The following is a 20,915-nucleotide window of genomic DNA, read 5'->3' as shown; positions in this document are numbered from 1 at the left end:
GTTTGCGAAGGGGAGTAGTTCCGGAGTGCAATGCGCTCCGCGGCCTGTCGACATACTGGTGATCAGCGATGATGCCCGGCAGTCCACCGCATCAGCGGCGAACGAGACCTTCGGCCATGCATTCGTTAATGGCCGGAGCTCCTCAACAGCCCTGGCCGGAGAAAATCAGGAGCCGGCTGTGAGCCCCGAGGTAACCCGAACACCCGCCGAGATCAAACGTTGGCGGCAGTATCTCGCCGACGAACGGGCAGAGGCTGCAACCTACCGCTACCTTGCCCGCAAGCGCGGCGGCGAGGAGAAGGAAATCCTCCTCGCTCTCGCCCAGGCTGAGGGACGACACGAACAGCACTGGCTCACCCTGCTGGGGAACGACGCCGGCAAACCGTTGCGTCCGTCGCTGCGGAACCGGATTCTCGGCTTCCTTGCCCGGCGCTTCGGCTCCGTGTTTGTGCTGGCCTTGGCCCAGCGTGCCGAGGGCCGCTCCCCCTACGCTGCGGACCCTTCCGCGACCAGCGCAATGGCTGCGGACGAGCAGATCCACGAGGAGGTTGTGCGGGGCCTCGCAACGCGTGGACGCAATCGGCTTTCCGGCAACTTCCGTGCCGCGGTCTTCGGTGCGAATGACGGCCTGGTGAGCAACCTGGCTCTTGTCATGGGTATCGGCGCAACAGGAGTCTCGAGCGCGTTCGTGCTGTTCAGCGGTCTCGCGGGCCTGCTCGCCGGCGCGCTGTCCATGGGCGCCGGCGAATACGTGTCGGTGCGGTCGCAGCGGGAGCTTCTGACAGCGTCACGTCCCACGCAGGTCACCCTGACGGCAGCCAAAGAGCTCGATATCGACGCCAACGAACTCGTGCTGGTCTACCGCGCACGCGGCATGTCCCCTGAGGCAGCAGAACATCGTGCAGCCGAACGCCTGGGGCAGTTCAGCTGTGACTGCGATCCGAGTTTCTCGCTCCAGCCCGAGCGTCAGGAACGGCAGGACGACCACGAGAGCGTGGGGACAGCGATGGGAGCGGCGGCCGCGAGTTTCTGCTTCTTTGCCTCCGGGGCAGTGATCCCCGTTCTTCCGTACATTTTCGGGCTCACCGGAATCACGGCTGTGATTGTTGCCTGCGCCCTGGTGGGGCTGGCGCTATTGGCGACAGGCGCCGTCGTCGGTTTGCTTTCCGGCGCCTCTCCGCTCAGGCGGGCACTGCGTCAGCTCGCCATCGGGCTGGGAGCGGCCGCAGCGACCTACGTTCTGGGGTTGGTGTTCGGCGTCTCTGTTGCCTGAGCGGAAGTTGCCTGAGCGGAATCGGCGTTGTGTTTCTTCGGCCGATAGCCCGAGACTGCTGCGCGTACGTCGCCCTCCTCGTGCCCGCCTTTGCCCTTGCCGAACGGCAATGCCTTCAGCAGCGGGTGCACGATGGCCATGACGGCGAGGCCCCAGGCAAGTCCGACGATTGCCGACAACAACGTGTTCACGAGCCAGGCCAGCAGTCCACCCACCACTGCAATACCCGCAAACGGTTCTTCCAGGGAGTGGATGAGGTCGTACGGCGGGTGCCATCCAAGGTCATAGACGCCCTGCACCATGATGTGGCCACCTACCCAGAGCATGGCGATAGTGCCGATGAAGGTAATCGCGGCCAGCACCGCGGGCATTCCCTTGACGAGCAGCTCACCGAACCGCTTGGAGCCTGCAGAGTCTTTGGTTGTCAGGTGCAGCCCGATGTCGTCCATCTTGACGATCAGACCAACGGCTCCGTAAACGAGCACGGTGATCGCGATAGCCACGACAACCAGGATGAGCGCACGGGACCAGATGGACTCGGCGGCCACCTCGTTCATCGAGATGACCATGATTTCGCAGGACAGGATGAAGTCGGTGGTGATCGCACCCTTGATGACCTTGGCTTCTGCCTCGGGGCCTCGCTCCACCGCTGGCGACTTCTTCGCATCGTGTTGGCCGCGGAGCTTGTGCCAAACCTTCTCGGCGCCCTCAAAGCAGAGGTAGGTGCCGCCCAGCATCAGGATGTAGGGGATGATGCCCGGGACGAAGGCACTGACGAGGAGCAACGCCGGCAAAATGATCAACAGCTTGTTGCGTAGCGAGCCCCAAAAAATGCGCTTGATCATTGGCAGTTCGCGGGACGGATCAGCCCCGGAAACGTACTGCGGGGTGACTGCAGCATCGTCAATCACAACGCCGGCCGCCTTTACGCCGGCTCTTGCGGCTCCGGCTGCAACGTCATCCACCGAGGCGGCCGCTATGCGGGCAATGGCTGCGACGTCATCCAGCAGGGCTACCAGACCGCCGCTCACAGAGTGCCCCTGTGATTCTCGAACGCGGACGGCTGACCGTGGAGGCCTCGGTCGAGGCGCTGTGAAGACATGCTCCGAGTATATTCTGATGCCCCGGTCACCGCCCCGGGGACGGACCCGTGCTGATTGTTTGTCATGGTGACTTGTTTGTCATGGTGACGCAGCACCGGAACGGGCGGGTGTCCGATGCCGTTTTCCTTCGTGGCTCGCGCATGAAATCCTTATGAACAATGGATATACGACTGGGCACCCGTGAACCGGACCACGATCGAGGGTGTTCAGCGGACATCCGAGCTGCGAAACGCGAGGGGTTGCCGTGCTCGGCTCAATTCTTTCAGTAACCCGGCGGGCTGGCGCTTTTCTTGGCCGCACGTGCATCTACGCGCTGATCTGGGCGGGCCTCGCACTGCTCATCGCTGCTGCCATCATTCGTTCCCACTGGGGCGAAATCTCCGTTGGTCAGATGCTGCTGAACCTCGTCTCCGTGGAAACCGACGGCGGTGGCGGCCCCATCATCTGGATCGCCGTCCTGGGTATCGGTGTAGTTCCGCTGCTCATCACCGCCGGGATCGCACTGTGGCGCTACGCCCGGCATCGTAGGCGGCGGAACAAAACGGCGGTCATTCCGCCGCGATCGCAGTGGATCATGAACACTGTCTCCGGCGTTCTGGTGGCCGGACTGGTTGTCGCGGGCACCACGTCCTTCGCCAGCACGGTCAGCCTGTGGGATTACATCAAGGCGGCGAATTCGTCGTATGACATCGGCAACTACTATGTGGAGCCGACGGTCACCGGCGATGCGCTCAAGCGAAACCTGGTGTTGATCTATCTTGAGTCCGGTGAAGGCACCATCGCGGATGACCAACTCTTCGAGAAGGACGCATTCGCTTCGCTCAAAGAGGTCACCAAGGCTTCAGACGGCTGGCAAAGCGTCGAGAGTTTGCGCGAGTACAAGGGTGGTGGCTGGACAATGGCCGGCCTCGTTTCGACGCAGTGCGGCATCCCGTTGAAGGGCACAAGTTCCGCCATGGGAAGCGGCGCGCTGAACAGTCTCGGCGGTGAAGTCGACACCTATCTGGGTGGGGCTACCTGCCTGGGCGATCTTCTGGACGAGCAGGGATACAAGAACGTCTTCCTGGGCGGCGCCAATGCTTCATTCGCCGCGAAGGACGTCTTCCTGAGCAGTCACGGTTACTCCGAGATCAAAGATCTTTCCGACTGGCGCGCAGCCGGCGAACCAGAGAACAACTTCCGCAGCGACTGGGGCCTGAGCGATGAACGCCTGATGGCCTACGCCAAGGATGAGATCGACGTGCTGCACGCCGAGGCGGAGAACACCGGGCAGCCGTTCAACCTCACAATGCTGACGCTGGACACACACGCCCCGCTGCACATCTATGACTATTGCGACGTGGACACGGAGAACGCGACCACCTCGGTGTTCGCCTGCTCCATGACCCAGGTGGCCGGATTCGTCGACCACATGAAGGAGAAGGGCTACCTTGACGACACCGCCGTGGTGATCATGGGCGACCACCTCAAGCAGTTGACTACCGGCGACCCCTTTGAGGACCAGTTAGGCGGGAACGACAACCGCACCATCTTCAACCGGATCTGGATCCCGGGAGCGGACAGCAGCACCATCGTGCGCTCCGAAATGGACCAACTGAGTCTGTACCCAACAATTGTGGAGGTGGCCGGCCTTACGCTCCAGGATCAGGAGGCAGGCCTCGGCGTGTCAGCTTTCGCTCCATCGGTGCCCGCTGACTCAGCGCAGGCGATGAATCCTGATGCCTATGCTGAGCTGCTCGACGCGGCCTCTGCGCAATTCTACGCAGAGGCCTGGGCCGGCGAGCCAGCCATCGAGTAGCGCCGAACCGAAGAGTCACACCTGTTGTTCAGCGAACGTTCCTGCTCAAGCGAGACCGATCCAATAGCGACGCTTGCGGCCGGCGCCCGCGCCCACGTTGTCCAGAACGCCACCACACCGCTCGATCGTTGCAATCGACCCTGGGTTGTCGTCGCCGCAAGTAACTAGCGCATGCTCAATCCCGAGGCCGCTGACCACCTCCAGCCCTTGGCGCAGCATCTCGGTGGCGTAGCCACGGCGGCGGTGTGCCGGCCGCACGCAGTAGCCGATATGGCCGCCCACTTCCAGCAGCGCCGGCGTCAATTCGTGCCGAACGTGGACCCGCCCCACAATCTGATGACCGACAGTCGCAAAGAGCATTGTCGCGGGAACGCGACCTGCGGAGAGGCCTACGCCGGAACGGTCCCGCTCAACCTTGTCAAGGTACTGCTTCCACGTCCCGTCGAGATCGCTGAGTGCGAAATCGAAGCCGTCATCCGCAAGCTCTGACTGGGCGGCGAGCACCTGTGCCTCGTCCGTCGGGAGCGGAGCCCGCAGCACTAATTGCCCAGGAGCATCCAGCCGCGATGGGCCGGGAGACTGTGGCGTCGGCACTTTCAAAACATTCCTAAGGACTCGATCAGGCCTACCTATAAAGGGCGTTTATGGTGCGGGCGTTCCCGTCCATCGTGATCGGTCCGCCATAAGGCAGGATCCATTGTGGCCGCGTATGCCCGAAGGGCACGCCGGCGCAGACTACCGCGCGCGGGTTGTATGAAGCCACCTGCTCGATGACGGCGTCGTACTGAGCCGCCCGTAACCCCGCGCGTTCCCGCCGCTCAGGGCGGGCTCCGAAGTCGCTGGTGGGAGGCCGTGCAAGCAGAACCCCTTCAACTGCTTCGAGGATGCCGCGTTCCCCCAGTCCCCGAACCCATCGTTTCACCCAGTCAGCGGGAGGGATCAGCTCGCTGGTCTCCAGCAACAGTATTGACCCGCGAAGATCCGCGGCTTGCGGTAGGCGATCTGCCAAAGCGAGCTGGTCGATGACCTCCAGGCAACCACCCCAAGTCCTCCCCGACACCATGCGTTCGGGTCCAGCCCATGTCCACGCTTCGGTGGGCTCCCGCTCTCCGAACTCGACAAGGGCAGCAGGGTCTTGCCAATCGAGTCCGAAGTCCTCAGATTCACCGGGCTCGACGATCTCCAGCTCTTCGCCCGTCATCAGGGCAGCCGTCAGAGAGGCAAGGTGGATGCCGTCAATATGAGGTCCCGGCCCGAGGTGTACCTGAGTCGACCCGCCGTAGAAACCCGACACGCCCTGCTGCCACAACCAATTGAGTAGGTTCGTATTGTCGCTGTACCCAAGGAAGATCTTCGGATCGGCACGAACAACGGCTGGATCCAGCAGTGGGATGACGGTGATCTGGTCGTCACCACCGATCGTCGACAGAATGGCACGAATGCTGGTATCAGCGAATGCCGCATTGATGTCTGCGGCACGAGCTTCAGCTGTCGCCCCGAGCAGGCGAGTCGTGGGGAACTCCACGGGAATGAGCCCAGTCGCAGCGGCCAGGCGGCTCATTGCCTGCTCATGAATGGCCGGCGCGAAGCCTGGTGCCGCAAACGAGGGCGACAAGACCGCAACACGGTCACCCTCGATGAGCTTCGGCGCCGACACAATTTCCCCCGTGGCAAGCATCCCGCAATTCAAACACAGCAGCGATCGGTCTGGCGTATGCCTGACCTAAACCCCATCAACACCGAGCACGACGTCGGCCGCATCCGTTTCGCGGTGCGGGACGGTAGTGGGCGACTCCAGATGCACTGCTCCTGACGGCAGGATTCCGGCGCCGCCGTACCGTTCCATCACGCGCCACTGAGCGGCAACATCCTCGCCTGCATGGTCAGCCGGCAGCTGATCCCAGAATGCAAACCCTCCGCACTCCACCAGTGCTTCCCGGTTGAAGAGGACGCATCCTCCGACCCAGGCCACCTTGTACAGCCGCCAGTCCTCCCGCGCGAGGCTAAGCTCCGCCGCAGCGTGGGTGAGGTTGGCGGCGTTGTGCAGCGCCCACCGGCCGAAGGACGGGTCATCCCGCCGAACCCGCTCAGGGCGAACAGCGCGTTCCCACAGCTCAAGCGGTTCAAGCTCATGCTCCCGATAGTCGTCGAGGAAGGACAGCCCCTGCACCGCAGCGCCCACGAACCCGCAGCCGGCTTCATTCAGGGCGGCGTGCATGCGGGCAATCATTCCGGGTTCGAGCCAGACGTCGTTATCCAGAAACAGCACCTGGGCCGCACGCGAACGCTCCAGCAGGATATGCCGCTGCTGCGCCACTCCGCGTCGAGGCAGATTCCGCTCGAGAGTGACCGGCCGTCCCTGCGCGCGAAGAACCCGCACCATTGCGGCCACCGCGGGTTCCTCCCACACCGGTTCCCCGTCGGTCTGGTCACTCAAAATGACCGAGAAAACGGGGCCGTCCTGTGCCGCCAGGCCCGAGAGCGTGACAGCCAACTCTGCCGCGCGGCCGTAGGAGGGGATCAGCACGTCCAGCGCGGGCTCTTGGGAAGGAGCCGGCCGCCCCCACTCCCCTGACCAGCGGCGGCTCATGGTGCAGCAGTGGGAGTGGTGCGGATCTTCTCGACCATCGCCGTCGTCGAACGCTCGGGAACGTAATCGAGAATCCGGACCACTCCCCCGCAGCGCTCCACGACAGGCGCCTCTTCCAGCATCTGGGACGAATAGTCCCCGCCCTTCGCGTAGATATCCGGCCGTAGCGCCTCAATGAGCGGCACCGGGGTGTCGGTGTCAAAGGCCGTTACATAGTCGACACAGCTGAGCGCCGCAATGACCCCCGCCCGGTCGGCGAGCGAATTGATAGGCCGGTCCGGTCCCTTCAGGCGACGCACGGAGTCATCACCGTTGAGGGCCACAACCAGCACGTCGCCCAACTGCTTGGCCTGCGTCAGGTAGCGGGTATGGCCGCGGTGGAGAACGTCGAAGCATCCATTCGTCAGTACAATCCGCCGGCCTTGCTCCCGCTCTGACTCCACCCGCTGCAGCAGTTCATCCAGCGGCAGGGTTGTCGAGGACAGACCACCCAGGTACTGCGCAAGATCAGCAGTGGAACACACCGATGTTCCAGCCCGGCCCACCACAACGTCCGCCGCAGCCTGCGCCAGATCGAGCGCAGCGCTCATCGGCATTCCCGCGGCACGCCCGGCCGTCAGGCAGGCAACGAACGTATCTCCGGCCCCGGACGCCTGTTTCTCCGAGGCGGGCCTAGCCCACGTCCGATGCGCCTGACCCTCCGCAGAGAGCAGCACCGTTCCGTCCCGATCCAGCGTCACGACGACGGCGCCCGCACCCGTCGCTGCGAAGAGCTCCTCACGGCGTTCGGTCACCAGCGCAACCCGTTCTTCCTCAGCGGTGGGCGGGAAAGCGGTGCCCAACAGCCGCGCCGCCTCCTGGGCGTTCGGCGTAACGATGGCCGGCGACAAGTCTGACCAGGGCCGCGGGTCATGCGCATCCACCACGGCGAGCGCCCCGCCAATGTGCTCCCGCAGCGCTTGCCGCACGGCCGCGCCCAGCGCTCCGGTGCCATAATCACAGACGACGACGGCGGCACTCCCGTGCAGTGCGGCAGGAACCGCCGCTGCCAGCGCGGCCACGGTATCCTCGGGCGGCTCGCCGTCCTGATCGTCAAGGCGCAGCATCACCTGGTCGCCGCCGATGATGCGGTTCTTGGTGGTTGTGCGAACGCCGGGCGCGGCGATCAGTCCGGAGGTGTCCACCCCGGCGTCATCCAGCAGCGCGCGCAGGCGGGCTCCGGCGTCGTCGGTTCCGACCAGGCCAACCAGACGCACGCTGGCGCCGAGAGCAGCAAGGTTCATGGCTGTGTTCGCTGCGCCGCCTGGAGCGTGATCCCTGCGCTGCACGTCGACGACGGGTGCGGGAGCCTCCCGACAAAACCGTTCAATGGTCCCGGTCCACCAGCCGTCCAGGATAACATCGCCAACCACGGTCACGACCGGTGCCACACGGGCAAGCTCGATGGGCACCCGCTCGGTGAGGCCACGGGTCTCCGGCAGCGTAGTCATGATCCGGCGGACTTTCCCGGCGCTTCGATGTGCACTACCTTCACCCTGCAGAACTCGTCGAGCAATTCCGGCCCATAGCCGAAGCCCTGACCGCTCTCACCGCGCGGCTGTGCAGAACCGCCCGGAGCGCCACCGAAGACTGCGTTGACCTTGACCGTTCCGGCTGGTAACGCAGCAACTGCCTTCTGCGCGTGGGTGATGCTCGCGGTCAGGACATTCGCTGCCAGACCGTACTTCCCCGCAGCGGCGAGTTTGAGCCCCTCGTCGAAGCTGCCCACGCGCACCACAGGAGCCACCGGGCCAAAGGTCTCCTCCGTCATGATGTCCATCCGGTCACTGCAGTTCAGCAGGACAGTCGCCGGGTAGTAGGCGCCGGGACCGTCCGGGATCACCCCGCCCTCCGCCGGATTGGCTCCTTCAGCCACTGCTGCCTGGACCTGAGCGTGAACAGCATGGCGCAGGCGGCGGTCAACGAGCGGCGCGAACGTACCGGACTCGTTGCGCCGTCGTGCTTCGGTGATCAGCGCGGCACGGAACTCGTCTGCAATCGCGTCCACAACATAGATGCGCTCGACGGCCGTGCAAATCTGTCCGGTATTGCTGAAGGCGCCGATAGCGGCTTGCTCCGCTGCCCAGGCCGGATCCACGTCGTCGTCAATCAGCAGCGGGTCATTGCCGCCGTTTTCACGGAGCACGTGGGCGCCGGTGAGCACTGCAGCACGAGCAATCCGGGCGCCCGTAGCGCTGGAGCCAACGTGAGCGAAGACGTCAACGCCGTCCTCCGAGGTGAGCATTGATCCGACCTCGGGACCTCCGGTAAGGGTGGTCAGCACACCAGCAGGAAAACAGGGCGACAGGAGCTCGCCGAGCAGCTGGCCCACGTGCGGACAACGTTCGCTGGGCTTGTGCAGGACAGTGTTGCCGGTGACCAGGGCTGCACCGAGCAGTCCCGCAGCAACAGCAACCGGGTCATTCCAGGGAGTAAGCAGCACCGCCACGCCACGCGGCTCCGTGACCGTGTAGTCAGAGGCGAGTGCGGACCCGCGGAGGCTGTGGCCGCGATGCAGCGGCCCCAGCTCGGCATACTGCTCAAGGGTGGAAGCTCCGGCCTCAATGCCGGCAAGGGCCTCCTCGCGCGGCCGTCCGGTCTCGCTGCTGTTCAGCTCTGCCAACGTGCCCGCACCCGCGCGCAGTGCGCCGGCTGCGGCTCGAACCATGGCTGCCCGCTCCGCGGGTGCCGTCGCGGCCCACTCCGGATGCACGGTCCTGGCGAGCTGGACGGCGAGCGCAACCTGCTCTCGCCCGACACTTTCGAGTGTTCCTACGGTGCTGCCGTCCCGCGGGTTCCGGATGGTCAGGGCGGACTCCTCGCCGACGCTGCCGCGGGTCATGGTCTGGGGCTCGCTCGTCATTGCGCTCCTTCGTCTCGCAGCTGTTGCTTCGTGCCAGAGAAGTACCCATTCGGCGGCGGTTTACACAGCCTCGACAACGCTTCTGCGTCAGAGTGGGCGGTCAGGAGCTGCTTCCGCCACCATTCAATCCCGCGCTACCGGTCACCGGTTCGGTCCGGAGGCTGCCGGGATCGGCAACCGCCCGTACCTGGACCCGGCCGTCTACCGCGCGCACCTCGAAAGCCCGCTGCGGCCTGGTTGCAGGGCCCCGGTCGATTTGCCCGTCCGCCAACCGGAAGCGGCTGCCGTGCCACGGGCATTCCACACAACCATCCACGATCGTTCCCTCATGGAGTGGTCCTCCGCGATGCGTGCAGCGGTCGGAGATCGCCCGCACCTCGCCGTCATGGCGGACAAGCAGCACGGCAACTCCACCGGCGTCTACACATACCGGCTTGTCGCTGACATCCTCGAGGGCGGCAACGTCGGTCCAGTCCGACGGCGCAACCTCGAACGCAGTGGTGTCGGTGCCCACGCCACGCGCGTAGGCCAGGTGCCCGCCGAGCCAGCCGGATGCTGACACGAGACCCATGCCGAGCGCCGCCGTCAGGACGCCCGCACCACGTGCCTGAGTGGCGCGCGCAGCGGCGCTGGCGGTGAAGACCCCGAGAGCGGCGACGTTGAGGGCTGCGTGGACAAAGCCCACCCTGCGCTCGGCTCCCTGTGTATCAGCCCAGTCGCTCAGCCCGGTCAGGGCCGTCGGCAACGCCGTGAGGTTTCCGAGGATAATCAGCCTGCGCGCCGCCGTCGCACTCCCTCCGTCAGGTCCACCGGCCACGTCAAGGAAGAAGGCTGACGCCCACGATCCCAAGGGGAGCAGGATCAGAATGGGGTGGGCCGGATGCCCGGTCCCGGTACCGCTGAGGAGATTTTTGACGGGTCCGGGCTTCAGCCACTTGCCCACCAGGTTTGCAAGCGCGTTGGCCGGACGGTCAAAGGCTTCAGCCCGTTCCACCCGCCCGATGATCTTATCCAGCGAAGCGTTGATGGTGGCCATGTCCATGGCGACCACTCCTTCCAGACGGTGAACCAGCAGATAGTCCGACGCTAGCCCAGCCCCCCTGGAAGGGGAAGCAATAAGTACGCTTATTTTATGGAAGTGAGCTCCGGGCCTGAGCTACGTCATCCTCAATCAGCGCTGCGTTCACCGCCACTGCAAGCCGGTAGGAGTCGCCGGCGGCAACGATGACCTGGGCCGCCGGATCAGCAGCATTCCCGGTTGCCCAGATTCCCTCAACGCCGGTGCGGCCCAGTTCGTCGGTGGTGACACAGCCGTTCTCGGAAGTCCGGCAATCCGGAACCTTCACAATGGAAGTGTCAACGATTGCGCCCGGTTCATAGAACAGGGCGTCGCACGCGTGGAGTTCCCCGCTCTCAAGCCGGACGCCGGTGAGGGATTCGGGTCCGCCGATCAGCGCCCGCACGCGACCCTGGACTATCTTCACGCCGCAGGACGCCAGATCAGCCGCCGTTTCACCGTCAGGGCCTGCCATCTCATGGGTAAAGAGCGTGACATCACCGGAAAACTGCCGGACCAGCAGCGCCTGCTGAACTGAGGACCCGCCCGTTCCCAGGACGGCGAGCTTCCTGTCCCGATGCTCCCAGCCATGGCAGTACGGGCACTGGAACAGACTCCGGCCCCACTGGGAATCGGCGCCCTCAATATCCGGCAGCACATCGCGCAGACCGAAGGCGAGGATGACCTGCCGGGCGGACAGCATCCGGCCGTCATCCAGGCACACCCTGCGATCGGCGTAGACCTCCTCCGCCGTGGCGTCGATGAGCTCGACACCGTAGCTTCGGACCTCCTCGCGCGCCAGCTCAAGGAACCTGGCGGGCGGAACCCCATCGCGCGTGAGATAGCCGTGAATATGCTCTGCCCGCAGGTTGCGGGGTTTCCCGGAGTCGACGACGGCGACCCGCCGCCGCGCACGCCCCAAAAGGAGGGCGGCACTCAGGCCAGCCGCGCCGCCTCCGATAATGACGACGTCGTACTTGTTGTCTGTGTTCACGCGACGCGCCGTCCCGTGGCCGGCCCCGCTCCGGGCGCCTTAGGTGGAGACGTCATTCTCGATGTCTTCGGCGAGATCATCGACTTTCTCGGGGCGCAGGTGCACTCCGGCCTCGTCCAGCCTTTCCTCGAGCACATGGGTCACGTCATCCTCCACATGACCGAGCCGGATTTCGGAGCGGACGTCCTCTGCCACCGCTTCGACGGTCTCTTCCTGTGTCTCGACAGGATCAGAGCTGAGCGGTTTAGAGCTGAGCGGTTCGGGGCTGGCATCAGCGGTCATGGAATCAACTCCTTGAATCAGCGCGGCTGGGCCGGGTTGGTGGGCACTCCCTGCGACGGCGGATTCACCGGCGGGCCTGATGTTTCCGGGCTCACGGGCGAACCACTGCTGCTGCTGGTCTTCTCCGGAGTGTCAGGATTTTCCGGTCCGCTTGGTACCGCGCCATTGCGCAGTGCGTCCAGCCTGTGCTCAAGGACCTGCACAATGGGAAGCCTGTCTCCGTGTGCCCGTTCATACTCCAGGAGCTGGGAGACAGCCTCCTCATCGAGTCCATTGATGCGCGTGGGCAGGGTTCCCAGCGGGAGATGGTCATAGTCCGGCAGGGGAAGGTCTTCATGCCGAGGAGAGTTGCTCTGCGTCATGGGTTATCACTCCGAAGGTTCAGTGGCTACGTCCGAGGGCTCTTCACTACCGCGCGAGTCGTCCTCAAGGTCATCGTCAATACCGTTGTTGTCGTCGAACTCGGTTTCCTCAACTTCTTCCGGCGAGTCTCCTCCGCCCGGATCGTCACATCCGGTCAGCAGCACGGCGCTGATACCCGCCGCAGCTGCGATCGCCCATAGCTTCTGCTTTGCCATGACCAGTCTCCTTCCGCTCGAGGATTCGGGGGTGGACCACCCTCCATCAATCAACAGTATGCTTACTACTTTCCTCTTGTCGATGCTTGTCAGCCTTCCCCTTGATAAGCAGGCTGATAATCTACGATGAATAAACGCCAGACACCGCGTAGCAAGGGAGTTTGAGATGGCAGGCAAGTTCGAGCTCTACTTCGATGATGCGAAGCGTTACCGGTTCCGACTGACCGGAGACGACGGCGCAACCCTGATGACGAGCGAGCCGTACAGCGACAAGCCCACAGCTGTGTCCGGGATCAACGGGATCCGCGACTGCGCATCCACGGCGCTGATCGCTGACCTGACCGACGGTGACGAAACCGAGTAGCCGTCCTACCCAATCCCGGAGGTGACAATGACCAACAGCCTGGCGGCGAACCGGCAATCCGCAGCAATGGGCTCGGGCGTCGGCCCGCTTCTGGACCCGTTTCCCAACGTCGAGCGCATCGCCGTCCTTCGGGGCGGGGGCCTGGGTGACCTGATGTTTGCCTATCCCGCTCTCAGCGCCCTTTCCGCGGCGTATCCGGAAGCGTCGATCACCCTGCTCGGAGTTCCGCTGCACGCAGAGCTCCTTCGGAACAGGCCCGGTCCGGTCGCTGAGGTGGAAGTCCTTCCGTACGCTTCCGGAGTCCGCCCCGGGCTTGAGGACGGGAAGGCGACCGCCGACTTCTTCGCAACGGTGCGCGCCCGCAGCTTCGATCTTGCCGTGCAGATTCACGGGGGCGGCCGCAACTCCAACCCGTTCCTCCTCAAACTGGGCGCACGGCATACCGTCGGTACCCGCACACCGGACGCCGTCGAACTGGAGCGCAGCGCGCCCTATGTCTACTACCAGAACGAGTTCCTGCGGTCCCTTGAAGTGGTGGGCCTGGCGGGAGCCGCACCGGTGTGCCTTGAACCGCAACTGACGGTCACTGAGGAAGAAACGGCTGCCGGGCAACGGATTACGGGCGCCGGAACGCGCCCGCTCCTGGTGATCCATCCGGGTGCCACCGATCCACGGAGGCGGTGGCCGGCGTCGTCGTTTGCCAGGGTTGCGGCGTGGGCTGCACGCGACGGCAGTGACGTGGTGATTGTGGGCGACGACGGCGACGCCCCCTTGGCAGCGGAGATTGTCCGGTTGGCAGGGGGTCACCACAGAGATGGTCACCATGCAGGAGTTCAACCCGGAACTGAAGTCCCGGGTATCCGGTCCCTGGCCGGACAACTGTCCCTCAGCGAGCTCACCGGCGTGCTGTCAGTAGCCACCGTTGTTATCGGTAATGACAGCGGACCACGGCACCTGGCCCAGGCGGTCGGGACGCCTACAGTCGGGATCTTCTGGGTGGGCAACGCCATCAACGCCGGCGCCATGGGGCGCGTGCTGCACCGCGTGCACCTCGCCTGGGCCACCAACTGCCCGGTGTGCGGCGTGGACGTTACGCAGGTGGGCTGGACCGCTGAACGGTGCGAGCATGATGACTCGTTTGTCCAGCAGATCCAGCCCGACGCCATTTACGACGACGTCCGGGACCTTACGGCCACGACCCCTCTTCTTCGTGGCAGATAAGCATCTGCCGGACCTCGCAGCCCCGCGGCTGTGACAGTGCGAACAGGATCGCGTCCGCCACGCGCGCCGGGTTGTTGAGCCGTGAGTTGTCCTGCGGCTTGTACTTCTCGTCCCGGTCATCGAAGAACTTGGTCTCCATGCCGCCCGGAATCATGGTGGTGACTCCCACCTCGCCTGCCATTTCCGCCGCCAGTGCATGGCTGAAACCGACCACTGCGAACTTCGAGGCGCAGTAGGCGGTCGCATCAGCGACAGCCCGGATGCCCAGGGTCGAGGCGATGGTGACCACGCGTCCGTGGCTCGTCTTCAGGTAGGGCAACGCGGCGCGGACGGTGGACACGGTCCCGGTGAGATTGACCGCCAGCACCTTCTCCCATTCTCCCGCCGCCACGTCCTCAAGCCGGCCGCAGCGATCTATGCCCGCGGCCGTGACGACGGCGTCCAATCCGCCGAGCGTATCGGCCGCCTGCTGCACGGCGCCGGTCACCGCCTCACGGTCCGCGACGTCGACCTCCAGCGCTTTCACGCCCGAGACAGTGCTGATGTCCCGGTCCAGCACGACGGGCGTGCCGCCGGCGTCGAGCACGCGGGTTACGATCGCCGCTCCCAGCCCGGATGCTCCACCGGTGACCAGGACGCGGCCCGGATTGAAGGTGCTGTTGCTTTCAGGAACAGACATGTGGTCCTCTCTGTGTTCTTTTACTTGGCTATCCGACCTCGGCGAGCGCCGCGGCCAGGGATGTGGTGGATCGTGCGGGTATATAGGGAACAGTGACGGTTTGCCCGCCCCACGAGCGCAGGAGTGCAGATTCGGGCAGCTCCGTAGCTGAGTAGTCGCCGCCCTTGACCCAGATGTCAGGGCGCAGGGCAGCGAGCGCCTCCTCCGGGGTGTCCTCGCCGAAGACGAAGACGGCGTCGACGCACTCGAGGGCGCTCAGCAGTTCCGCGCGGTCGTCCTCGCCCATGATGGGGCGTTGGCTGCCCTTGAGCCGGCGGACGGACTCATCCGAATTCAGGCAGACGATCAGGCAGTCCCCCAGGCGCCGCGCTGCGGACAGCGTGCGGGCATGTCCGGCATGCAGCAGGTCGAAGCATCCGCCCGTCGCCACCACCGTGCCGCCGGCTTCCCGGGTTTCGCGGGCAACGCGGAGTGCGTCGACAGCCGGGCCGTGGAGCTGCGTGGGCTCCGGCTCCTGACCGAGAGCGGAGACGCCGCCGCGGCTGAGGAACTCCGCGGCCCGCTGGACTGCGGCCTGCACTGCGTCCTCGAGACCCGCTCCCGCGCCGAGGGCCAACGCCAGGGTTGAGCAGAACCGGTCGCCGGCTCCGCACGGGTCCGCAGCTCCGATGGCAGGTGCAGGAACCAGATGCGGCAGCTCTGCGCCTTCACCCTGCCTGTGGAGGAGCGCCCCGCGCTCACCCAGCGTCACAATGACCGCTTTGCTGTGCCAGCGCCGCTCCAGGAGCGCTGCGGCGTCAGCTGCTTCCCGCACCGTGTCGGCCCTGCTGCCCTGTCCCGCTCCCGCCGCTTTGAGCGCTTCGCTGAGGTTCGGCGTCACGGCGGCGGCTCCGCGAACCGGGGCGGGTCCCGCTGGATGCGGATCCCATACCACCGGGATCCGGGGTGCGACCCGCTCCAGCAGCTCCCGCAGTTCAGGATTGGCGGCCAGCCCGCGCCCGTAGTCGGACACCAGTACGACGTCGGCACTTTCCACTGCGCGCAGCATCCCACCGGTCACCGGCGGTACCTGTGCTTCCGCGCACCCTTCATCGAACCGTACGATGGCGTGGCCGCCTGCCCGGATCCTCGTTTTCACCGGCGTGGGGGCGCCGGAGGGTCCGGTGACGAGGGGAATGTCGGTGAGCTCCGCGCGCAGGTGTGCCGCGGCGTCGTCGTCGGACAGGACCGTGACGAGTTCAACTGTTGTTCCCTGCCGGCCCTCCTGCACATCCTGGTGGAGCATGCGGGCCACCAGGCCTGCACCGCCGGCGCGGCGGCGGGCGGCGGCGACGTCAACCACGGGCACCGGAGCATCCGGGCTCAGGCGGCTGGCATCTCCCGACAGGTCGACGTCGAGGAGCACATCGCCCACGACAACGATCTTCATGATCCCTCCCCTGCCCGGCAGCGCCTTACCTCCGAGTCAAACGCCCTGCAGATGGCGTGGAGCGCGATGAGGTGGCCCTCCTGTGCGTTCGCGGATCGCGCCTCCACCGCTACGTAGTCATCGCACACAGCAGTAAGCGGGTTGGGGGCGGGACCGGTGAGCGCCCAGCTCGTGACGCCGATCTTTCGGGCCGCTTCGGCGGCACGCAGCAGATTCGGGCTGTTTCCGCTGGTGCTCAGGAGCATCAGGACGTCGCCCTCCCGGCCGTGGCCCTGCACCTGACGCGCGAACATGTTCTCGTAACCGTAATCATTGGCGATCGCGGTGACCGAGGAGGAATCTGCGTGCAGGGAGATCGCCGAGAACGGTTCGCGGTCACCGTCGAACCTGCCTACCAGCTCTGCGGTGAGGTGCTGCGCTTCCGCCGCCGATCCGCCGTTCCCCGCCGCCAGCAGGCGCTGACCGGCCATGAGCCGCTCGGCGAGGTCCACCCCCCAGTCGGCGAGGTGGGCAGCCGAAGCCATCAGCGACTCCACCGCGGGAAGCACCTGCTGCAGATGTCCCACCACGGCGTCGAAAGCTCCGGATCCGGGAGCCGGCGCCGGAACGTGATGCGGCGGAACGGCGACCAGCGGCTGCCGGCGTCCGGGACGGACTGTGGCCAGGTATTCGGCGCTCATCGTGCGCTCCTTCCTGTGCTTTGTAGACGTGAACTGTGTGCAAGTGCTGCCGCGCTGCCCTGCTGCGCTCCCCGGCGGCCGGACTGGGAATGCCCGTTCGCCTGGTTGAGGGTGAGCTGGTAGGCCTTTTCGGTGTCCGCGGCAATGCGGTCCCAGGAATAGCGGGCGTTGACCCGGGCGAGCCCTGCCCGCCCAAGCTCCCGTGCTGCCTCCGGGTTCTCGATCACCTGGCGGATGGCCTCGGCGAGCGCACCCACGTCCCGCGGCGGCACATGCAGCCCGGTCTGGCCGTCCACCACGGTGTCGATCAGCCCTCCGACGGCTGCAGCGATCACCGGGACGCCGCAGGCCATCGCTTCGAGCGGGACAATGCCGAAGGGCTCATACCAGGGCGCGCAAATCACCGCGTCGGCACTGCGTAGTAGCTCCGGCATCCGCTCGCGGGGCACCTGGCCCTCGAGGACCACCTGGTCCGCAACGCCGAGCTGGGTTGCGAGGGCCAGCAGCCGCTGGGCTTCCGGATCTTCTTCGAGGCGCTTGGCGTCGCCTCCGCCGCCGGCAATGACCAGTTCGACGTCGTGAATCCCGCTGTCCGCCAGCGTCCTGAAGGCGCGGATCGCCAGGTCGACGCCCTTGCGCGGAACCAGCCGCCCGACACTCATGATGCGATGTGTTCTCCGGCGGGCGGCGGCGGGGCCGTCGTCACCGAACAGCGTCAGATCCACTCCGCACGGCGCCACCGATACGCGGGTGCCGTCGACGCCCATCGCTTTCAGTTCGAAGACCTCGTCCGAGCAGGTGGCGATGACCCTGTCCGCCTGCCGTCCGACCGACGGTTCCAGCCAGGCGCGTTCCATCGGGCTGGTGTCTTCCTTGCCCTGATGCCGCCGCTTAACCGTCCCGAGTGCGTGGAACGTCTGCACCACGGGGACGGCATAACCCAGGTCCTCGCGCCGTGCCGCGTCCAGAGCGGCGAGACCGGACATCCAGAAGTGCCCGTGCACAAGGTCCGGTGGACGCGTTCCCCAATCGGCTGCAATGCCGTCGGCGAGCGCTCCCATATAGGGCAGCAGCTCATCCTTGGAGATGGCAGTGGGCGGGCCGGCGTCGACATGGACCACCTCGAGTCCGGGGCCGGCCTGCACCCTCTCGGGCAGGTCTTCGCTGTCCCTCCGCGTATACACAGTAATGGTGTGGCCCCGCCGTGCCAGCGCCAGGGACAGCGCGGCAACATGCACGTTCTGCCCGCCGGCATCCACTCCGCCGAGTGCTGCGAGCGGGCTCGCGTGCTCAGACACCATGGAAATCCTCATCGTGGTCTCCTCTCAGAAGCTGCCGGAATGCGCGTGCGTTCCGTTGTCCGGCCCAGAATCTCGTCCCATGCCTGCAGGAACGCCGGCAGCCCGTAACGAACAAGTGCTACCTCCCGCGCAACCTGTCCGCGGGCGCGCGCTTCGGCAGGGTCCTCCAGAAGCAGCCGGACCGCCGCACACAGCTCGTCGACGTCGGTGGAGATTGCGCCTGCCTCCGGTGGAACGGCGCGGGCCGCCTCGGTGGTGGCCAGTGCAATGACAGGCATGCCGAGGTGCATTGCTTCAAGCAAGGCCAGGCCGAGCGACGTCCACCGCAGCGGATGCAGGTAGAGGCGGCGCCGTGCGAGCTCTGCGTGCAGCGATGCCGTCGGCAGGTCCCCACAGACCGTGAGTTCACCGGCTCCGAGGCCGAGTGCGTTCGGCAGTTCGGCGGTCCCCATACCGAAGACGTCGAGGGGCGCTGCGCGGCTGAACTGCGGAAGGAGGTCGGTGCCGGTCACCCGGCCGCGCCGCACCGGCTCGTTCACGACGACGGCGGCGTGCGCCAGTTCTCCGGTGTAGAGCGGTCCCGGGTCCACGATGCCGTGTTCCACCACCATCGTCGGTGCCATGCCGTTGTCCCAGAAGAGCCGGTTGAAATGGGTGACGTGGACAATCGGGATCTCATTCTGCCCGGCCAGCGGGTGCAGCGTCGTCGGGATGTCACCCTTCGGCGTGTTGTGTTCGAGGAAAACCGCTGGAATGTCCACGCCCGGCCGGCATCCGAGCAGGCGTTCGACCGCCTGGAGCTCCTCGAGCCGCTGCAGGATCACAATGTCCGGCTCTGCTTCCCGCAGGTTCTCCGGTGCCACTTCGCGGACTGAGCCGGGCCAGTCCCGGCCGGCGCGCCCGAGTCCCCACGCACCTCCCTGGGGTGTGGTGGGCAGCAGGTACTCGTGGGAGCCGCGCACAAAGGCATCGGTCCAGCCGCCGTGAACGTGCCAGAGCAGTATTTTCATGCGTTCCTCGTTTCTCTTCTGCTGGCCAGCGACGGCACGCCGGCGAGCAGCCGCATCAGCGCGGCGAAGGCATCCTCAGGACTGACATTGGCGAGGCAGGGGTGGCCGGCGACCGGGCAGTCACGGGCGCGGGTCAGCTTGCAGGGTGCGTTCTGATTCCCCAGCAGCTCTACCGGCACCCGGTACGGAGCCCACCGGACGGCCGGCACAACCGGCGAGAACAGGCTCACCACAGGGGTGCCAACGGCTGCAGCCAGATGAGCCGGACCGGTATTTCCGACGACGACAGCCCCGGCTCCCGCCAGCACGCCCGCCATGGTCAACAGGTCAGTCTGCCCGCCAAGGTCGATGCCGTCGGGGCCGGCTACCGTGGCCGTCAGTTCGCGCTCGCTGTTTCCTCCGGTGACCACCACGCGATAGCCGGCGCCGATCAGCAACTCGGCGAGCGCCGCATGGTGCAGCGGCGGCCAGGTGCGGGCAGGAACAGCTGCGCCGGGGTGCAGCACGATATACGGCTGCTCTCCCACCAGGTGGGTCACATCGGGGACGTCACGCACATGAAGTCTGCCGTCGTCGTCGTCGGGCAGGTGGTGGCCGGCCGCAGCGGCAATCTGCAGCGCACGCTCAGCCTCCGGCTGGTCCTCGGGAAAATCCTCACCGGGCTTCAGCCGGACGTCCAGAAGGCTGCCCGCATAGTCGATGGACGCACCGGTAATGCGCTGCACGCCAGCCAGGCGCAGCAGCATCGCCAGCGGCAACGGTGACTGATGGAATGAGGTCAGGATGACGGCCTCCGTGATGCCCGCCGCCGTCACAGCCTCCTGCAGGAGGTTCAGGTGCTTGTCCGTGACCTCGGGCGCCGGCGCTGTGATCCAGGGACAGTCCCAGACGATGACGTCGGAAACTCCCGGGAGCAGCCGTGCGCCCGCTGCACCCTGCGGACCGCAGACCATAACGACGCCGGAAGGCTGGCTCGCTGCGATGGCCCGGACCGCCGGCCCTGCCAGGAGAACATCGCCCACGCTGTCCAGCCGGGCAACGAGGGTGCGGCCGCTCATGCGCTGCCCCGCAGGAGAGTGACCGCTTCGGCGAGGGTGCCCGCAACGAGCGGTGCGGCGTCGATTTCTTCCTGCCGGGTGACCGGCGTGGGAACCAGCACGCCGGTGGCTCCCGCGGCGGCGGCCGCCTCGACGTCCGACCCGATGTCTCCGATGAAGGCAACTTCCGAAGGGTGCAGTCCCAGCCTTTCGCAGGCGCGCAGGATCATGCCGGGTGCCGGCTTGCGGCAGGTGCAGCCGTCGTCGGGTCCGTGAGGGCACAGTTCCCAGAGATCGAACGGGCCAAGAACGGTTTCGACGCGCTCGTTGACTGCGTCCACCTGAGCCGCTGTCAGCAGACCGCGGGCAATGCCGGACTGGTTGGTGAGCACACCCAGCGGCACTCCGGCGGCGCGAAGGCCGTCCAGCGCTTCCTGCGCTCCGGGCATCGCGACAACCTGCTCGGGGTCACCGTTGTACGGCACATCAACCACGATGGTGCCGTCCCTGTCGAGGAGAACGGCTTTGGGCTCGCTTCTCATACAGGCACTGTTCCCTGCGAAGCTCGAACCTAAACACTTCTCACCGGAGAAGTTCTTCCCGCGGGTCGGGACTCC

The 20,915-nt window shown here is 65.9% G+C and carries 22 protein-coding genes; 4 read left to right on the top strand and 18 right to left on the bottom strand.

Annotation, left to right across the window (positions count from 1 at the left end; genetic code table 11):
- The first annotated feature begins 151 nt into the window (after nucleotides 1-151).
- Nucleotides 152-1,273 carry a VIT1/CCC1 transporter family protein gene (locus ACZ2GY_RS02855; protein ID WP_471673531.1) on the top strand — a complete coding sequence of 374 codons (1,122 nt, stop codon included), beginning with the start codon at nucleotides 152-154 and terminating at the stop codon, nucleotides 1,271-1,273.
- Here the strand turns inward: ACZ2GY_RS02855 and ACZ2GY_RS02850 are convergent.
- Entirely contained in the window at nucleotides 1,234-2,304 is a 1,071-nt protein-coding gene (locus tag ACZ2GY_RS02850; RefSeq protein ID WP_471672930.1) for a DUF808 domain-containing protein, read from the bottom strand. The two genes, ACZ2GY_RS02855 and ACZ2GY_RS02850, sit on opposite strands and share 40 nt — an antisense overlap.
- Before the next feature lie 316 nt (nucleotides 2,305-2,620).
- Between ACZ2GY_RS02850 and ACZ2GY_RS02845 the strand changes: the two genes are divergently transcribed.
- Nucleotides 2,621-4,174 (top strand): LTA synthase family protein, encoded by a 1,554-nt coding sequence (locus tag ACZ2GY_RS02845; RefSeq protein ID WP_471672929.1) that lies wholly within the window; start codon nucleotides 2,621-2,623, stop codon nucleotides 4,172-4,174.
- A gap of 45 nt (nucleotides 4,175-4,219) precedes the next feature.
- On the opposite strand, the gene ACZ2GY_RS02840 is transcribed toward ACZ2GY_RS02845, so the two are convergent.
- From ACZ2GY_RS02840 to ACZ2GY_RS02795, 10 genes are all read right to left on the bottom strand, one after another.
- Nucleotides 4,220-4,768, bottom strand: coding sequence for a GNAT family N-acetyltransferase (locus ACZ2GY_RS02840; protein ID WP_471672928.1), 549 nt, complete (start codon nucleotides 4,766-4,768; stop codon nucleotides 4,220-4,222).
- Nucleotides 4,769-4,799: 31 nt separating this feature from the next.
- Nucleotides 4,800-5,852: a S66 family peptidase gene (locus ACZ2GY_RS02835; protein ID WP_471672927.1), complete on the bottom strand. Its 1,053-nt coding sequence runs from the start codon at nucleotides 5,850-5,852 to the stop codon at nucleotides 4,800-4,802.
- A gap of 45 nt (nucleotides 5,853-5,897) precedes the next feature.
- The gene (locus ACZ2GY_RS02830) at nucleotides 5,898-6,764 is read right to left on the bottom strand and encodes a glycosyltransferase family A protein (protein WP_346028672.1); all 867 of its coding nucleotides are present in this window, start codon (nucleotides 6,762-6,764) and stop codon (nucleotides 5,898-5,900) included.
- The gene (gene rfaE2, locus ACZ2GY_RS02825) at nucleotides 6,761-8,254 is read right to left on the bottom strand and encodes a D-glycero-beta-D-manno-heptose 1-phosphate adenylyltransferase (RefSeq protein ID WP_471672926.1); all 1,494 of its coding nucleotides are present in this window, start codon (nucleotides 8,252-8,254) and stop codon (nucleotides 6,761-6,763) included. Before rfaE2 ends, ACZ2GY_RS02830 begins: the two co-directional genes overlap by 4 nt.
- The gene (locus ACZ2GY_RS02820; RefSeq protein WP_471672925.1) at nucleotides 8,251-9,666 is read right to left on the bottom strand and encodes an aldehyde dehydrogenase family protein; all 1,416 of its coding nucleotides are present in this window, start codon (nucleotides 9,664-9,666) and stop codon (nucleotides 8,251-8,253) included. Before ACZ2GY_RS02820 ends, rfaE2 begins: the two co-directional genes overlap by 4 nt.
- 100 nt (nucleotides 9,667-9,766) lie before the next feature.
- Complete coding sequence (locus ACZ2GY_RS02815; RefSeq protein WP_471672924.1) at nucleotides 9,767-10,708, bottom strand: Rieske (2Fe-2S) protein; 942 nt, start codon at nucleotides 10,706-10,708, stop codon at nucleotides 9,767-9,769.
- Nucleotides 10,709-10,796: 88 nt separating this feature from the next.
- On the bottom strand, nucleotides 10,797-11,717 hold the full coding sequence (locus tag ACZ2GY_RS02810) for an NAD(P)/FAD-dependent oxidoreductase (RefSeq protein ID WP_471672923.1): 921 nt from the start codon (nucleotides 11,715-11,717) through the stop codon (nucleotides 10,797-10,799).
- Between the two features lie 39 nt (nucleotides 11,718-11,756).
- A complete protein-coding gene (locus ACZ2GY_RS02805) occupies nucleotides 11,757-11,999 on the bottom strand; it encodes a hypothetical protein (RefSeq protein WP_471672922.1) in 243 nt (80 codons plus the stop codon).
- 17 nt (nucleotides 12,000-12,016) lie between these two features.
- Nucleotides 12,017-12,361, bottom strand: a complete 345-nt coding sequence (locus ACZ2GY_RS02800) for a DUF8129 domain-containing protein (RefSeq protein WP_471672921.1) — start codon at nucleotides 12,359-12,361, stop codon at nucleotides 12,017-12,019.
- Between the two features lie 6 nt (nucleotides 12,362-12,367).
- Nucleotides 12,368-12,577 carry a hypothetical protein gene (locus tag ACZ2GY_RS02795; protein ID WP_277359876.1) on the bottom strand — a complete coding sequence of 70 codons (210 nt, stop codon included), beginning with the start codon at nucleotides 12,575-12,577 and terminating at the stop codon, nucleotides 12,368-12,370.
- Nucleotides 12,578-12,743: 166 nt separating this feature from the next.
- Here ACZ2GY_RS02795 and ACZ2GY_RS02790 point away from each other — a divergent pair, with 166 nt between their 5' ends.
- Both ACZ2GY_RS02790 and ACZ2GY_RS02785 read left to right on the top strand, forming a co-directional pair.
- Nucleotides 12,744-12,941, top strand: coding sequence for a YegP family protein (locus tag ACZ2GY_RS02790; RefSeq protein WP_277359877.1), 198 nt, complete (start codon nucleotides 12,744-12,746; stop codon nucleotides 12,939-12,941).
- 27 nt (nucleotides 12,942-12,968) lie between these two features.
- Nucleotides 12,969-14,162 carry a glycosyltransferase family 9 protein gene (locus tag ACZ2GY_RS02785; protein WP_471672920.1) on the top strand — a complete coding sequence of 398 codons (1,194 nt, stop codon included), beginning with the start codon at nucleotides 12,969-12,971 and terminating at the stop codon, nucleotides 14,160-14,162.
- Here the strand turns inward: ACZ2GY_RS02785 and ACZ2GY_RS02780 are convergent.
- The 7 genes from ACZ2GY_RS02780 to ACZ2GY_RS02750 are packed head-to-tail and all read right to left on the bottom strand — an operon-like array spanning nucleotide 14,128 to nucleotide 20,840.
- The gene (locus ACZ2GY_RS02780) at nucleotides 14,128-14,841 is read right to left on the bottom strand and encodes an SDR family oxidoreductase (protein ID WP_471672919.1); all 714 of its coding nucleotides are present in this window, start codon (nucleotides 14,839-14,841) and stop codon (nucleotides 14,128-14,130) included. The genes ACZ2GY_RS02785 and ACZ2GY_RS02780 overlap by 35 nt on opposite strands.
- A 28-nt stretch (nucleotides 14,842-14,869) precedes the next feature.
- Nucleotides 14,870-16,270 carry a PfkB family carbohydrate kinase gene (locus ACZ2GY_RS02775; RefSeq protein WP_471672918.1) on the bottom strand — a complete coding sequence of 467 codons (1,401 nt, stop codon included), beginning with the start codon at nucleotides 16,268-16,270 and terminating at the stop codon, nucleotides 14,870-14,872.
- Nucleotides 16,267-16,950, bottom strand: coding sequence for a D-sedoheptulose-7-phosphate isomerase (locus ACZ2GY_RS02770; protein ID WP_471672917.1), 684 nt, complete (start codon nucleotides 16,948-16,950; stop codon nucleotides 16,267-16,269). The genes ACZ2GY_RS02775 and ACZ2GY_RS02770 overlap by 4 nt, the downstream gene beginning before the upstream one ends.
- Complete coding sequence (locus ACZ2GY_RS02765) at nucleotides 16,947-18,263, bottom strand: glycosyltransferase (RefSeq protein WP_471672916.1); 1,317 nt, start codon at nucleotides 18,261-18,263, stop codon at nucleotides 16,947-16,949. Before ACZ2GY_RS02765 ends, ACZ2GY_RS02770 begins: the two co-directional genes overlap by 4 nt.
- Nucleotides 18,260-19,261, bottom strand: coding sequence for a glycosyltransferase (locus ACZ2GY_RS02760; RefSeq protein ID WP_471672915.1), 1,002 nt, complete (start codon nucleotides 19,259-19,261; stop codon nucleotides 18,260-18,262). Before ACZ2GY_RS02760 ends, ACZ2GY_RS02765 begins: the two co-directional genes overlap by 4 nt.
- On the bottom strand, nucleotides 19,258-20,319 hold the full coding sequence (locus ACZ2GY_RS02755) for a glycosyltransferase family 9 protein (protein ID WP_471672914.1): 1,062 nt from the start codon (nucleotides 20,317-20,319) through the stop codon (nucleotides 19,258-19,260). Before ACZ2GY_RS02755 ends, ACZ2GY_RS02760 begins: the two co-directional genes overlap by 4 nt.
- Complete coding sequence (locus ACZ2GY_RS02750; protein ID WP_471672913.1) at nucleotides 20,316-20,840, bottom strand: D-glycero-alpha-D-manno-heptose-1,7-bisphosphate 7-phosphatase; 525 nt, start codon at nucleotides 20,838-20,840, stop codon at nucleotides 20,316-20,318. The genes ACZ2GY_RS02755 and ACZ2GY_RS02750 overlap by 4 nt, the downstream gene beginning before the upstream one ends.
- Nucleotides 20,841-20,915: the final 75 nt, after the last annotated feature.

Source organism: Arthrobacter sp. KKT183, from assembly GCF_055657625.1.
This window is presented reverse-complemented; position numbering and strand designations above follow the sequence as displayed.

Excerpts from the sequence above, each read along its gene's own strand:
- ACZ2GY_RS02835 (WP_471672927.1), bottom strand. The coding sequence starts at position 5,852 with ATGCTTGCCACGGGGGAAATTGTGTCGGCGCCGAAGCTCATCGAGGGT.
- ACZ2GY_RS02830 (WP_346028672.1), bottom strand. The coding sequence starts at position 6,764 with ATGAGCCGCCGCTGGTCAGGGGAGTGGGGGCGGCCGGCTCCTTCCCAA.
- rfaE2 (WP_471672926.1), bottom strand. The coding sequence starts at position 8,254 with ATGACTACGCTGCCGGAGACCCGTGGCCTCACCGAGCGGGTGCCCATC.
- ACZ2GY_RS02820 (WP_471672925.1), bottom strand. The coding sequence starts at position 9,666 with ATGACGAGCGAGCCCCAGACCATGACCCGCGGCAGCGTCGGCGAGGAG.
- ACZ2GY_RS02815 (WP_471672924.1), bottom strand. The coding sequence starts at position 10,708 with ATGGACATGGCCACCATCAACGCTTCGCTGGATAAGATCATCGGGCGG.
- ACZ2GY_RS02805 (WP_471672922.1), bottom strand. The coding sequence starts at position 11,999 with ATGACCGCTGATGCCAGCCCCGAACCGCTCAGCTCTAAACCGCTCAGC.
- ACZ2GY_RS02800 (WP_471672921.1), bottom strand. The coding sequence starts at position 12,361 with ATGACGCAGAGCAACTCTCCTCGGCATGAAGACCTTCCCCTGCCGGAC.
- ACZ2GY_RS02795 (WP_277359876.1), bottom strand. The coding sequence starts at position 12,577 with ATGGCAAAGCAGAAGCTATGGGCGATCGCAGCTGCGGCGGGTATCAGC.
- ACZ2GY_RS02790 (WP_277359877.1), top strand. The coding sequence starts at position 12,744 with ATGGCAGGCAAGTTCGAGCTCTACTTCGATGATGCGAAGCGTTACCGG.
- ACZ2GY_RS02785 (WP_471672920.1), top strand. The coding sequence starts at position 12,969 with ATGACCAACAGCCTGGCGGCGAACCGGCAATCCGCAGCAATGGGCTCG.
- ACZ2GY_RS02780 (WP_471672919.1), bottom strand. The coding sequence starts at position 14,841 with ATGTCTGTTCCTGAAAGCAACAGCACCTTCAATCCGGGCCGCGTCCTG.
- ACZ2GY_RS02775 (WP_471672918.1), bottom strand. The coding sequence starts at position 16,270 with ATGAAGATCGTTGTCGTGGGCGATGTGCTCCTCGACGTCGACCTGTCG.
- ACZ2GY_RS02770 (WP_471672917.1), bottom strand. The coding sequence starts at position 16,950 with ATGAGCGCCGAATACCTGGCCACAGTCCGTCCCGGACGCCGGCAGCCG.
- ACZ2GY_RS02765 (WP_471672916.1), bottom strand. The coding sequence starts at position 18,263 with ATGAGGATTTCCATGGTGTCTGAGCACGCGAGCCCGCTCGCAGCACTC.
- ACZ2GY_RS02760 (WP_471672915.1), bottom strand. The coding sequence starts at position 19,261 with ATGAAAATACTGCTCTGGCACGTTCACGGCGGCTGGACCGATGCCTTT.
- ACZ2GY_RS02755 (WP_471672914.1), bottom strand. The coding sequence starts at position 20,319 with ATGAGCGGCCGCACCCTCGTTGCCCGGCTGGACAGCGTGGGCGATGTT.
- ACZ2GY_RS02750 (WP_471672913.1), bottom strand. The coding sequence starts at position 20,840 with ATGAGAAGCGAGCCCAAAGCCGTTCTCCTCGACAGGGACGGCACCATC.